The 12,950-nt window shown below is 53.8% G+C and carries 13 protein-coding genes; all 13 read right to left on the reverse strand.

Features of this window, described 5'->3' with window-relative positions:
• Positions 1-8: 8 nt before the first annotated feature.
• The gene (locus ACGHAD_RS17125) at positions 9-764 is read right to left on the reverse strand and encodes a type II secretion system protein N (RefSeq protein ID WP_382414488.1); all 756 of its coding nucleotides are present in this window, start codon (positions 762-764) and stop codon (positions 9-11) included.
• An 8-nt stretch (positions 765-772) separates the two neighbouring features.
• Complete coding sequence (locus ACGHAD_RS17130; protein ID WP_382414486.1) at positions 773-1,978, reverse strand: sialidase family protein; 1,206 nt, start codon at positions 1,976-1,978, stop codon at positions 773-775.
• A gap of 11 nt (positions 1,979-1,989) precedes the next feature.
• Positions 1,990-2,475 (reverse strand): type II secretion system protein GspM, encoded by a 486-nt coding sequence (gspM, locus tag ACGHAD_RS17135; protein WP_382414484.1) that lies wholly within the window; start codon positions 2,473-2,475, stop codon positions 1,990-1,992.
• Between the two features lie 2 nt (positions 2,476-2,477).
• Positions 2,478-3,719 (reverse strand): type II secretion system protein GspL, encoded by a 1,242-nt coding sequence (gspL, locus tag ACGHAD_RS17140; RefSeq protein ID WP_339616818.1) that lies wholly within the window; start codon positions 3,717-3,719, stop codon positions 2,478-2,480.
• Positions 3,712-4,797 (reverse strand): type II secretion system minor pseudopilin GspK, encoded by a 1,086-nt coding sequence (gene gspK, locus ACGHAD_RS17145; protein ID WP_382414482.1) that lies wholly within the window; start codon positions 4,795-4,797, stop codon positions 3,712-3,714. Before gspK ends, gspL begins: the two co-directional genes overlap by 8 nt.
• Positions 4,781-5,479, reverse strand: coding sequence for a type II secretion system minor pseudopilin GspJ (gspJ, locus tag ACGHAD_RS17150; RefSeq protein ID WP_382414480.1), 699 nt, complete (start codon positions 5,477-5,479; stop codon positions 4,781-4,783). Before gspJ ends, gspK begins: the two co-directional genes overlap by 17 nt.
• Entirely contained in the window at positions 5,472-5,846 is a 375-nt protein-coding gene (gene gspI, locus ACGHAD_RS17155) for a type II secretion system minor pseudopilin GspI (RefSeq protein WP_339616821.1), read from the reverse strand. Before gspI ends, gspJ begins: the two co-directional genes overlap by 8 nt.
• Positions 5,843-6,397 carry a prepilin-type N-terminal cleavage/methylation domain-containing protein gene (locus tag ACGHAD_RS17160; protein ID WP_382414478.1) on the reverse strand — a complete coding sequence of 185 codons (555 nt, stop codon included), beginning with the start codon at positions 6,395-6,397 and terminating at the stop codon, positions 5,843-5,845. Before ACGHAD_RS17160 ends, gspI begins: the two co-directional genes overlap by 4 nt.
• A 5-nt stretch (positions 6,398-6,402) precedes the next feature.
• Positions 6,403-6,846 carry a type II secretion system major pseudopilin GspG gene (gspG, locus tag ACGHAD_RS17165; protein ID WP_339616823.1) on the reverse strand — a complete coding sequence of 148 codons (444 nt, stop codon included), beginning with the start codon at positions 6,844-6,846 and terminating at the stop codon, positions 6,403-6,405.
• Positions 6,847-7,010: 164 nt separating this feature from the next.
• Positions 7,011-8,249, reverse strand: coding sequence for a type II secretion system inner membrane protein GspF (gene gspF, locus ACGHAD_RS17170; RefSeq protein WP_339616824.1), 1,239 nt, complete (start codon positions 8,247-8,249; stop codon positions 7,011-7,013).
• Between the two features lie 14 nt (positions 8,250-8,263).
• Positions 8,264-9,790 carry a type II secretion system ATPase GspE gene (gspE, locus tag ACGHAD_RS17175; RefSeq protein ID WP_339616963.1) on the reverse strand — a complete coding sequence of 509 codons (1,527 nt, stop codon included), beginning with the start codon at positions 9,788-9,790 and terminating at the stop codon, positions 8,264-8,266.
• A gap of 33 nt (positions 9,791-9,823) precedes the next feature.
• Positions 9,824-11,881: a type II secretion system secretin GspD gene (gene gspD / locus ACGHAD_RS17180; protein WP_382414475.1), complete on the reverse strand. Its 2,058-nt coding sequence runs from the start codon at positions 11,879-11,881 to the stop codon at positions 9,824-9,826.
• A 12-nt stretch (positions 11,882-11,893) separates the two neighbouring features.
• Entirely contained in the window at positions 11,894-12,940 is a 1,047-nt protein-coding gene (gene gspC, locus ACGHAD_RS17185; protein ID WP_382414473.1) for a type II secretion system protein GspC, read from the reverse strand.
• Positions 12,941-12,950: the final 10 nt, after the last annotated feature.

Below are 12,950 nucleotides of genomic sequence, written 5' to 3' on the forward strand. Positions count from 1 at the left end.
GTGGTGCCCTAAAGCTGCATTTGAATCTGTTGCCGACCATTGTCTAGCGGTGTGGCTACCATTGGCAACCATTGGCTGGCCTGCACATCGCGGCTAAAGGAGTCCGTCATAGTAAAGTCAACGTCAATGTTGACGCCACCGGTTAACGGCATAGTGACATTGCCTTTTAAGTCAATCGGCCCTTCCAGAGAAAACACATCGGCCAAAATGGCGCCATCTTCCGTGGCCGATAATTCCGCCGCAAACGCCCCCAAGTTAAGCCAGCGTTGACCATTGTTAAGCCGGGCCGCACTCCAACTTACATTGCCGGTTAGTGCCAGCAGCTGCTGTTGTTTTAATTCAAGCTGTTGAATATGCGCCGAGAGTTGGCCAGATATCTCTACCTTCTCGGGTAAATCCTTCACCAGTGATGCTGGTACACTGATGTCGGCATCGCGCAGGGTTAGTTTATTGTTCAAGTTTGCGCACGCCGTACCCGATACCTGCTGACGCTCAAGGTTTGTGCGAATATCGGCGCAGGGGCTCAAGCTTAATAAACTCAGCGGATGCAAATCCCAGCTAAGCTCACCGAGAGAATAATCGCGGCCATCAATTTTAACCGATGCCATACTGGCACGACCGTGCCACACAGTGCCGGATATACCGGTAAGCGCGAGCGCGCCATTGCGGGTCATCATATAGCCACCCCAACTGGCTGGAACCTGAACGATCACAAATGCAAGCCAGAGAATAACCGCCAGTAAAATCCAATAAATCTTCGACATGATTACAGTCACTTATACACTAATGATGAAACGGGGATTCTGGTGATCTCTATGTCTTCTTTGCTCGTGGCATAACTGACATAAACATAATCGCCGTTTACAAATGATTTGGGGTAACTAAAGCCCGAGCGTTTATAGCGTCCGGCATATTTTTGTGGCGGTAAATCGCTGCCGCCCGAGCGCAATGCATAAGCACGATCAAAATGCTCACCATCGGCACTGGTGGTAATCACTAACGGCGCGCGAACTTTTTTACCGCTCGGATTATTGACAATAAAGGCGCTGCCATCGGGCAAATTGCCAGCACTTTGCTTTGCCCGCGAATCGGGCAGAGAGGTTATTACCGGTGTCGACCAATGTGCACCGCGATCGTGACTCTCCGACGCCAATACTTTAAAACTACTGGCCTGATCGCGAAAGGTCATCACCAATGTGCCATCTTGACGCTGAAACCAGCTGGGCTCTAGCTCGCGACTGATATCGGGCTTGTACTCTAAGTTTTTCATTACTCCGGCTTGCCAACCAGTCACACCACTGGGGTCGTCCGTGTAATAGGGCTTTGCTACCAAACCGGGCTGTACGTGAACGGCCGTCAATAGGCGACCATCCGCTAAAGCGCGAACGTCCTGCTCGATCACACCGGCCAACGGTTTGCCGTTAGTGTCGGTTACCGGCTGCGGCTTGCTCCAATGAACACCGTCGCGTGTCGTGACGTATTCTACCCAGCCACCGCGTGGCTCTATATCGTTCGGCCAAACATTAAGGTAAGCCACAAGAGTATCGCCATTAACCCACCAACCACCGTTGGTGATTACGGTATTATCGCGCGCTGGCGCCAAGGTCTTAGCATCGCTCCAGTGTTCGGCCTGCTCACTAATGGCATAGCGTACTTCAGTGTCGGCGGCATCTTCATCCCGCGCAGAACTTTGCCACTGCGTAAAAAAACGGCCTTTAAATTTTGTGATTACCGCGCCGTGATTGTATTGCCTATTGTTGGGCAGTGCTTGATAGACACGAAAAGTTTCCGCCCCCAACGCATGCTTTAAACCCAAGGTAGCCGGCTGCTGATCGTCAAATAATTCTGGAGCCAGAGTGATAACAGGTTTATTTTCACGCACCGACTCTGCCGCTGTCACCCATGGCGCCACGCTTAACAATGCGACCATTAAAGTGCGCCCTAAACCCGCTTGCAAAAAGGCGAAGACAGTGTGCATATCGACCTCTATTATTCGCTGCGCAAACGAACATTGGCGGTGACTTTACCAGGCTGGCTACTGGCGGCCATGGATAAGTCCTGAATACTGATATTGTGTTGGTACTCGATGTCATACAGCCACTGCATAAACGCACTGTAACTTACGTCATCTAAGCGCACTCGCACCTCACCACGGGTACCCGGCTGAAAACCGCTCATCCGCAATCCGTTAGCTTGCAAGGTCGTGTCGATCAGCTGACTAATGTTGCCCGCATTGTTACTGCTTTGCGCGGCGCTATCGCGCTTACCTTGCTGGATTTTTCCCGCCAACACTTTAACCCGTGCCAGCGCCGCACTGGTGGAGGCGTTGCTCGCAAGCTGTTGTTCACGCTTTTCTTGTAGTGGCGACAAAACGGCCATCCACAACACATACAGAACAATAGCCAGCGCACCGACTAACAAAATGGTTTGCTCGCGGCGGTTGTAACGCGCCAACGCTTCAAAGAGTTTATTCATGATTAATTCCGCTTCACTTTTAATCGCGCTGAGTGATTATCGCCTTGCGCATTCGCCGATAACAGCTCGGCGCTGAGGCCATCGGCCTCCAGTGCGCCGCGCAACGACTCAATGGCATTAAAGGTGCCGGCTTGAACGTTCAGCGATAAATCCCCGCCTTCGGCGGTAAAGTAAACACCTTTTAAATTAATCTCGTCACGGTTATCCAACTCTGGCAGCACCGCCGCTAACAGCGCTACCGTTTGCCCACTTTGACCTTTAGGCTCTAAGTCACTGGCCTTGATTCGCAAACGTCGCTCCGGGTCATTGGCCGGACCGTTGGGAACCACGGTGCGAAACACCTGTTCGATCTCGCGGCGCACTTCTAGGTTTTCATTTTTTAGCTGGTTGAGTGACAACAGTAACACCGCCACATAAACCACCAGTGCGGCAGCGGCGGCGTAGCTCACCAGTTGCCAATTGCGCCACCAGCGCTCAATCGGTAAGCGCTGGGAAAACTCGCCCTGACATAAATCCACACAGTGACTATCGGGTTCGTAATCCCAAATACCGGCAATGCGGGTTTCGCCTGTAGCGGCTTCTAATGAGGCGGGTAACGCCATTTCTAAGTGCGACAATTGATTTTCATCAGGAGCACTTAAGCTTAACTGCGGCAGCTTATCGATACGGTTTTCGGCGTTAATCAACATGGTGAGGGCGGCGCCTAAACTTGTGCCGTTAACCGTAAAACCAGCGCTTGCACCGTAGCGCACGCTCACCAAGCCATCCTGCCAGTGCAGCGCCCACACATCCTGAGCCGCCTCTTCTTCTGCGGTTTCAGTCACCCGTAAGCTCGGCAACAAAGCTGCCGGCACACACTGGTTTACCTCAATACCGATCTCTGCTAGCTGAATAAAAATATCATTCAGGCGCGCTTTCTCGGTATAGGCCAAGCTCACTTCGCCATCGCTGGCGGCACCTAGGGCAAAGTGAAACTGACTAATATCGCCAATCACTTCTTCTTCAAGCTGAAACGGCATAAGGCGGCGCAAGTGACGTTTTTCGGCCTCGGCGTATTGCAGCCGGCGCACCACTACTTGCGGCCCCCCCACAATCAGCCGGGCATTAATATTACCGCCACCAAACTGCTCGGATAAATCCGAAATTGAGCCATTGCCCAGCTCGTCGGGCAGCCCCTCGCGGCGACGCAGCCAGGTAAACGTACCACCGTAATGGGCGATATAAATTGTCAGATGATCACTCATTGTCTGTCGTCTGTCCGATAGTCGTGGGCGTTGCCGCCCGTTCTAAGTCGAGTATATAGTCGTACACATCGCGTCGCGCAATGACACTAATTTTTTCGTCCTCCCGCTGCAACAGACTCTGCATACTGCGGCGCTGATCACCCAGCTGGACGCGGGTGGTCACTCTAAAGTAATCGCTGTTGTATGCAGCGTACGAGTTATCCACACCACCTTCACCACTGACCACTGAGCTCCAGGCTGGGTTATCCTCAAATTTATTTTCCGGGCCATATTCAATACCGGCATCCTGCATCACTTGCCCTGCTTGCTCAGGGGTTAACGGTGCCAATACCTCACTGGCGTTAAAGGTACGCAACAAATGCGGGTTGATTGTGTTAACGTTTAACTTACTGCTGCCCGGCAATACCGTAATAAAAGGCCGCAGCAGCGTCATTAGCTCCCCGGTCATATACCTCACCATGCGCAGCTCTTCGGCGCTGGTAAACGTTTTGGCGTTGGGCGGCAAGTACATAGGGTCGAGGGATTGATAGTAATCCCGCTCGGCGCCGGTGTAGCCGCTAATATCATTATCTGTATCGGTCCAATCGACCATCGCTTCGAGAATGCTAATGGCCTGTTCTTCGGTAACCGGGTACTGCTCTTCAAAACTTTGTAGCAAGCGCAAAAAATGCTTTTGTACAGGACTAAAGCGAGTGGGGTCGTTGGGCGCTTTATCTTTTATGGGAACAGGCGTCGCCACCACGTCGTTCAAATTTATTTTTGCCGTGGCATCTTCAATTTTCGCCAAGATTACCCCGCCTTCAACCGGAAACGGCGGCAGCTCCTGCGCCCAGGGCTCGAGCAAACTATCAATCTCCGGCTCCTCGTCCAGTTCTAAAAAATATATGGCCAAACTCTCGGCGCCGGATAAATAAGCCCGCGCCTGTGCGCCGTGCCAGCGGGCCTCGGCGCGGGCCATGCTCAGCTGATAATCCCGCGAAGCTTTAATGGCAAAGGCCGAAACCATCGCCACGATTAATATGGCGAGAATCAGCACCGAGCCGCGCTGACGGCGGGGCAGATTAGTGGGCCAAATCATACAAGCGCTCACTCACTAAACCGTCTTCCAGCTCAATACTAACCAATACCGCCAAGGGCGTGCTGGTATCAAACTGACGCTGACTGCTGCTCGGCCAGCTCTCGTCCCAATCGCGGGCGTAATCATCGCCTTCAAGCACACCTTGGCCCTGTTGCTGCAAACGTTGCCCGGATAAAAACTTCAGCTCCATCTCACTGATGTCAGTGAGCATTTGTTGCTGGATCATGTCCTCGGCAAACAGCCAGTCTTCAATCACCAAATTGCGCTCGGGCCGATAGTCGCGCCACAGGGTGCCGTCTTTGATGCGATAAATGACTTGTTGTAAATCACTGCGCGGGCGGTTCATCGGGTTGAGCCAATTATTGCGGGTAAACTGCAACACTAATTGCTCACCCGAGGTGTTGTCGTACACACTCGCCCCGCGAAACGGTCGCCGCAGTCCACCGGGGACAGTCGTATCTTCACGGGCATCAACCGGGCTTAGTATATTGCGTAAATCCTGCCCCAGTATTTGCCAGGTACGGTCTAACTCATTAACGCGAGCCATCACCTCGGCACTGGCCGTAGCGCTGCGCTCGGCGGTGGTAAATGCTTGAAAACTAAACGTCATAATCACCGCGGTAATGGCCAGCGCAATCACCACCTCGATTAACGTAAAACCCGTTTGCCTGCGACTATTCACTGATAAACCCCGTTAAGGTTGCCAGAAAATCGTCTTTGTTATTAGCCAGCGCCACCCGAATATCGAGCCGTTTAAAATCTTCTACCTCAGTGTCTTGAGTTTCCAGCTCCCAGTACCAGGTTTGCCCGCCGCGCTCTACCTCACCGTTTTGGGTATCGGGTAAGTTAAACTGTTCGACCAAAGCGCGGCGCATTTGCAACCGCGTCAATTGATTTTCGGCTACCCAAAACGCTTGAGTTTTCTCGCGGGTAAAGCCCGCGCCTTGCAGTTGGCTGGTAATCAGCATCATCAGCGCCGGCAAGGCGGTGGCAACAATGGCCAAGGCCACCATTACTTCAATCAGGGTAAAACCGCGCCACTTGTTCACAGCTCGCGCTCCTGCTGCTGTAGCTCTTGCTCGCGGTTTAACCAGCGAATACCGCCCATCATATCCACTTCAACGCGCTCAATCTCGTCGCTGTCAAAACGGGTAAATAGTGCCATCTCTAGGCGGGTGGATTCGCCACTGGGGTAAAACATTAATACCGGTTTGGGCGTCTTCTCGCGCTCATCGTACTCGTAGGGTTCACCTTCGACCATCAGCTCAAGCTCAACCGTCGAGCGCAAACACTGATCGCCCAGAAAATCGCTCACCGGCTGCCACGAGCTGTTGCGAAAGCGGCGCCACTGATAGCACCAGGTATCGCCATCGCGCGCGGCGCGCGGCTCGACAAACAACCCGATGACCTCGCCCGTCAGTACCGTTTGCTCGCTGACAAACTCCGCTTGCAGCATAAACTTATCCACCGCCTCTTCTAATTCGGTGGTGTCATCCGGGGCAAACGCCAGCGTTGCCATACCCGCACTCAAACCGATAATCATGACCACAATCATAATTTCGATCAGGGTAAACCCCTTTTGATGCGAGCATTGCGGCATAAAGTTTATTGCTCTTCGGGCTGATCCCAAACACTGATATCGGTGTTCGGGCCTTCGCCGCCGGTAACGCCGTCGGCGCCCAGGGTGTATATATCGTATTCGCGCGTTTCACCGGGGCTGATAAACAAGTAGTGACTCCCCCACGGGTCCATGGGCAGCTGGTCGAGATAACCGCTGGAGCGCCAGTTGCGTGGCACCGGACTAAGCGCGGGCTTGGTCACCAGCGCGTCAAGACCTTGTTCACTGGATGGATAGACGTAGTTATCGATGCGGTAAAGGTTAAGGGCCGTTTGAATGTTTTTAAAATCGGCTTTCACTTTATTAATTCGCGCCTCGTCGGCGCGATCCAATACCATTGGCGCGACGATACTGGCCAATAGACCAATAATCACAACGACCACCATAATCTCGATCAAACTAAAGCCGTGTTGGCGATTTGCTCTTACCATTGTTTTAACTCCGTTAAAGTTTGCGTAGCTCGCAGCGCGAGGCGCAGATTCGGCTAAAATTGTTAAAAATTCGTCACTCTTGCCAGTCAGTTGGACGGGTTTTAGTTTTAAAAATTCACAATACTTTATTGCGCTGCGCTTACGCGAGCGGCTGCAGCGAATCTTCAAACCATTTTATTCATTTCAAAAATGGGCTGTAGAATCGCCAGAACAATAACCAATACCGCGCCACCCAATAACACAATCGTGGCGGGCTCCATTAAACCCAGTGACACCGCCAAGACCATTTCCAGCTCGCGCTGCTGATCGCGAGCGGCGTGCTCTAACTGAGTCGGCAGCGTGCCATTGGTTTCACCGCTGGCAACCATTTGCACCAGTAGCGGGGGAAAACAGTCGGCTTTTTCCATAGCGCGGTTCAGGGCCGCCCCCTCGTGCACTTGATTGGCAATGTCCTCGCAGGCCTCTTGCAGCACGCGATTAGTCATTACCTGGCCGGCAATACGCAGCGCTTGTAGCAGCGGCACACCGCTGGACATTAGCAAACTTAAGGTCGAGGCAAAACGGGCGGAGTTAGACTGATTCACCACACTACCAATAACCGGTAGCTTGAGCTGAATTTTGTGCCAGCGGCGTTGACGCGATTCGTTTTTAAGCAGCCGTTTAATGCCGTACACCACAGCAATACCGGCAAAAAACACCCAAATGCCATAACCGACAATAAAGTCGCTGGTAGCAATCAAGGCTTCGGTCAAAAAGGGCAAATCGCGCTTGGAGTGGGCAAACAGTTTAACCAAATCGGGCACGACAAAGGTCATCAAAGCGACGATCACCGCCAAGCTGATAATCAGCAAAACAATGGGGTAGATCATGGCGGTTTTTAAGCGCGACTGCAGCTGCTGAGCGTTAAGGGTGTAATCGGCCAGGCGATCTAACACCGGCCCCAAAAAGCCCGAGCTTTCACCGGCGCGCACCATGGCGCGGTACATATCGTCAAATGAGCCCGGATGCTCGGCCAACGCTTGGGCAAAGCTAAACCCCTCGAGAACCTTGGTGCGAATTTGCAGCATGACCTGCTTAACCGCAGGCTTTTGCGCCTGTTTAGCGGTGGCGTGCAGGGCTTCATCTAACGGCAGGCCCGAGCTAATCAAAGAAGCTAACTGACGAGTCACTAAGCTTAAGTCGCGACTTTTAAGTTTGGGCTGACCGGTAGGCAAAAAACTTAAGCGACCACCGGGTTTGTCGTTGCCGCTGCGCACTTTGGCGTTGCCGGCATCGTTAACCTCAAGCGGTTTGAGCTTTTTGGCGCGTAACTGAGCGCGTACTTGGCGCTCGGAGTCCCCCTCCATCATCCCTTTGATGGTTTTGCCGGACTCGTTTAACGCGCGATAACTGTAAGCTCCCATAAGCGACTCCCGGCCTAGCCTGCGGTGGTAACCCGCAGCACCTCTTCCAGGCTGGTAATGCCCTCGATCACCAAGCGGCGGCCATCGGCGCTGATGGAATCTGAATGTTTACGCGCCTCGGCGATCAGCTCTTGCTCGCCGGCCTCTTCGTGAATGAGATGACGCATATGCTCGTTAATTTCGATCAGCTCGTAGATGCCCTTACGGCCCCGATAGCCCATCTGATTACACTTATTGCAGCCGGCGGGACGGTACACCATTTGCCCAGCGGGCAGCTGCAGCATCTCGCGCTCGGCCTCGACCGGTTCATAGGGCTCCTTACACACAGCGCACAGTTTGCGCACCAGTCGCTGGGCCATCACCACCTCGACACTGGAGGCCAGCAGGAAGGGCTCCACCCCCATATCTTTTAAACGCATGATGGCGCCAATAGCGGTGTTGGTGTGCAGTGTGGAAAGCACCAAGTGCCCCGTTAAACTGGCCTGAATGGCAATATCAGCGGTTTCGGAGTCGCGAATCTCACCGATCATCACCACGTCCGGGTCTTGCCGCAAAATCGCGCGCAGGCCACGGGCAAAGGTCATATCGACTTTGGTGTTGACCTGGGTTTGACCAATACCCTGCAGCAAATACTCAATAGGGTCTTCAATGGTCATGATATTGCGGCTCGGGTGGTTAATATGACTCAAACCCGAGTAGAGCGTGGTGGTTTTACCCGAACCGGTGGGGCCGGTCACCAGAATAATACCGTGGGGACGGCCCAGCGCTTTGGCAAAACGCTCTTGCACTTGAGTGGGCATCTGCAGGTCGCTTAGCGATAATTGCCCAGCGGCCTGATCGAGCAAGCGCAGCACAATACGCTCACCGTGGGCCGAGGGAATAGTCGAAACCCGAATATCCACCGCGTGACCGGCCAGACGCACGGTAATACGGCCATCTTGTGGCAAGCGCTTTTCGGCAATATCGAGCCGCGCCATCACTTTTAAACGCGATACCAACACCGGCGCCAGCTCAGCCTTGGGCGAGAGCACCTCGCTCAAAACGCCATCGATCCGAAACCGCACCGAAACGCGGTCTTCAAACGACTCCAAGTGTATATCCGAAGCTTCTTCGCGCACCGCTTGCGAAAGAATAGCGTTAATAAGGCGGATAATCGGCGCATCGTCGTCACCGGCCAACAGGTCGGTGCGATCGGCCAGATCATCGGCCATGGAGGACAAATCAAACTCGTTGCCTAAGTCCTCGGCGGCGCGCTGGGCGGCACCGTCGCTGCTTTGATACTCGCGGGTTAAGCGCTGTTGGAAGACATCGGCGGGCAGCTCTTCAAGGCTCATATCGCCATCAAAGTAGCGTGCCAGCTCGGTTAACACATCAAGTGTTAAGCCCGGCTTGTGCAGCACCATGTGCGGCTGCTCGGGGTCGATCATCACACCGTGATCCGAGGCGTAGCTAAACGGCAGGCGCGGGCTCTCGCCGGCGCTGGCGGCCAGCTCCTCTTCTTCGTCTTCCACAATGGCGCTCTCTTCGAACGCCTCGGGCATTTCCGCCGGCTCAGAAATCTCGCTATTCACCGCTTACTCCTTGGCCTTGGCGCGGCCTTCGGCAGGCGGTATTTTATCTTCATCGCCGCCGGTGGCGTTATCGGGCTCGGTGGCTTCTTCCTGATATTGGTACTGAGCCTGGACCCGACGCAGCTGCTCCTCCCACACCGGCAACATCGGCATCTCATCTTTGCTGGTAACTAAGTTAGTGTGGCTGCGGCGCTCGATCAACTCATCGCGAATATGGCGGTACTTATCGGCGGTAGCACCCATAAGCATGGCATCGTCAGGCATCACACTGGCACGGATAAACACCATCAAATTGGTTTTGCGCTTGGTGCTGCTCTGACTTTTAAACAAGTTTCCCAAAATAGGGAGATCCCCTAAAAAAGGCACCTTAGTTTCGCTCATACTAACATCGTCTTTGATCAAACCACCCAGTACGACGATTTCGCCCGACGCAGCCATCACTTGGGTATTGATCTTGCGCGAGTTAGTCACCAAGCCCGAGGTGCCAGTGGAGGAGTCATCGACACTGGAAATCTCTTGCGCGATATCCATAACTACCGTGTCGCCATCATTCACATGAGGCGTGACCGTAAGCAAAATCCCCACATCTTTACGCTCGACAGTCTGAAAGGGGTTTGTGGGATTACTGGCGCCCGTACCCGTACCCGTGTAAGAACCCGTCACAAACGGCACATTCTGACCCACGGAGATTTCAGCTTCATGGTTGTCAGTGGTCAACAAGCTCGGCGTCGACAGGATGTTGCTTGAGCCATTGGCTTTAAGCATTTTTAACACCGCCAACATATCGGTGCCACCACCCAAGCGGCCCACACCAAATACTTGCCCGGCGATACCAGCAAGACTCCCTGCTAGTGCCGCGGTGGCACCATCACCGTCGGTCAAAGCACCATTAGCTACTCCAGCTAAGGTGCCATCCCCACCAAGGGTCGAGCTTCCAAAACCCGAGTCACCACCATTGTACATCCATTCAATGCCCAGTTCGGCGTTATCGGTATCCTCCAGTTCGACAATAATGGCCTCAACCAACACCTGCGCGCGACGAATATCCAAACTCTCAACCAGCACCATCAACGACTGCAGGGTGTCTCCATCGGCGGTAATCAAAATAGCGTTGGTGTCTTCATCGGCCTGAACACTGGCTTTAATCTGGCTGCTAGAGGCGGATTTACCGTCCCCTGACTCCATTTTTTGCATGTTTTGCAGCACGCCGTTCAGCACGGTAGCCACTTGCTCGGCCTTAGCGTACTTAAGGTACTCAACCCGCACATTGGAGTTGGTAATTTGCGGCCGGTCTAGGCGGCGAATCAACATTTTTATGCGCTCGCGCTGCATATCGTCGCCATTGATTAATACACCGTTAATACGGGTATCGGCTACCACGGTAACCGGCGCGCTGGCGTTGCCGCGCTGGGCGTCAGGCTTTTCTAATTGCTGAATCACTTTAACAATGGCATCGGCCTGCGCGTAACGCAGCTCGACCAGCTCGGTACTCACCACCGCCGCTTTATCGATCTGAGCGATAACTTTTAACAGTCGCTGAATATTGGCACGGGTGTCCGTCACGATAATCGCGTTGCTTGGGTCATACGCCGAGATATGCCCGTGCTGTGGCACGAGGGGGCGTAACACCGGCAGTAATTTCGCAGCGCTGATGTTATCCAGCTGTACCACTTGGGTCATGTAAGTGTCTTGTGCACTGGCATTAGAGCTGGGCTCTTGGGTGGGGATGGCCAGCGAGCGCGCATCGCGGTTGGGAACAATCCGCACCACTTCGCCGTTTTCAACGGCGGTAAACCCGTGCACATCAAGGATGGATAAAAACAGGCCGTACAGCTCGTCGCCATTGACCGGCGCGTTGGAAATCACCTTTACCTGACCACGCACTTTGGGGTCGATAACGATGGTTTTACCGGTGGCCTCGGCGATAAACTTAATGACCTCCTGGATATCGGAATCTTTAAAGTTTACCGTCCAGGTTTGCTCGGCACTCATGACCGCCGCCGGCAGCGCTAGGCTGACCACCAATAGGGCGACTTTAATTCGCTTGACGCTCGCTCTCACTACTAACCTCACTTATTCCAGCTCTACATCAACGGTCACGATTTCACCATCGCGCTCAATTTCGAGGCTGGCGGACGTGGTTTGACCTAAATTACGATAAATTTCCATGATTTTGCCCGGGTTATCCAAGGCGCTGCCATTAACACTGGTCACGATATCACCGGCTTTAAGGCCGGCGGCATTAAAGGCCTCGGGGTTGCGTCCCGGACGAATACGGTAGCCCTTAATCTGGCCGTTCTCGCGATGGATATTAAAAGCCACCACATCCGATAAGTTCTGACTGATTTGCTCAACCCCCGAGCTAGAGTTGGCGGAGGCCTCCTCTTTGTTAACCTGGTCGGCCTCCAGCGGGCCCTGCACCGCGGGCTCGGCATCGCCGGCATTATATTGTTCTTCATCGCCCTCCCAGCTGCGGCTCGTGTTGGCCGGTGGGTCGTAGCGCACTTGACGACGCGGCGCGTTGGGGTCTTCTTTATACAACCACAAGGATTCGTATTGCCCGTTGTTGTCCAAAATAACCCGCAGACTCAATACCTTGGCCACTTTTACACCGCGCTGGTTTTCAATCTCGTCACCCGGGCCATAAATCGCTTGGGTTTTGGCGTCGGCAATAATCGCGCGGGCCGAGGCATCGACGCTTGAGCCAACGATACCGCTAAGCACCAGCGACAACTTGGTATCCACGGCCTGATCTTCAATTTGCGGCTCTAGGGGCTGCGCCGGCTCATTGGCAAACTCGGCATCGTCATCACCGGCGCCGGCACCAAACAGGGTTAAATTGCGCAGCTCATCGATATCGACGTCGCGTGCGCTGGTATTGGCCTCGGTACTGGCCAGAGCATTGGCTGAAATTTCGGCAGCGGGGATCTCGGGGGTTGGCACCAACAGCCAAAATAGCTGTGCCAGCGAGTGGGTGAGCCAAAGCAGAATCAACAGACCTGCAAGCTGTTTCCAGCGACGCTCGGGAACACGACGAAACGCTTGGGAGACTCGGCGCTGAAGGCTGCCAAATCGATCACCGCCCGCTATGCCGGGGTCTTGCGTTGTAAGATTCTGCATAAAATAAGTC

It is taken from the genome of Gilvimarinus japonicus (assembly GCF_042847215.1).
GTDB classification, from domain to species: Bacteria; Pseudomonadota; Gammaproteobacteria; order Pseudomonadales; family Cellvibrionaceae; genus Gilvimarinus; species Gilvimarinus japonicus.

Coding starts and splice junctions, on each gene's coding strand:
- ACGHAD_RS17125 (WP_382414488.1), bottom strand. CDS start 764: ATGTCGAAGATTTATTGGATTTTACTGGCGGTTATTCTCTGGCTTGCA.
- ACGHAD_RS17130 (WP_382414486.1), bottom strand. CDS start 1,978: ATGCACACTGTCTTCGCCTTTTTGCAAGCGGGTTTAGGGCGCACTTTA.
- gspM (WP_382414484.1), bottom strand. CDS start 2,475: ATGAATAAACTCTTTGAAGCGTTGGCGCGTTACAACCGCCGCGAGCAA.
- gspL (WP_339616818.1), bottom strand. CDS start 3,719: ATGAGTGATCATCTGACAATTTATATCGCCCATTACGGTGGTACGTTT.
- gspK (WP_382414482.1), bottom strand. CDS start 4,797: ATGATTTGGCCCACTAATCTGCCCCGCCGTCAGCGCGGCTCGGTGCTG.
- ACGHAD_RS17160 (WP_382414478.1), bottom strand. CDS start 6,397: ATGCCGCAATGCTCGCATCAAAAGGGGTTTACCCTGATCGAAATTATG.
- gspG (WP_339616823.1), bottom strand. CDS start 6,846: ATGGTAAGAGCAAATCGCCAACACGGCTTTAGTTTGATCGAGATTATG.
- gspF (WP_339616824.1), bottom strand. CDS start 8,249: ATGGGAGCTTACAGTTATCGCGCGTTAAACGAGTCCGGCAAAACCATC.
- gspE (WP_339616963.1), bottom strand. CDS start 9,790: ATGCCCGAGGCGTTCGAAGAGAGCGCCATTGTGGAAGACGAAGAAGAG.
- gspC (WP_382414473.1), bottom strand. CDS start 12,940: ATGCAGAATCTTACAACGCAAGACCCCGGCATAGCGGGCGGTGATCGA.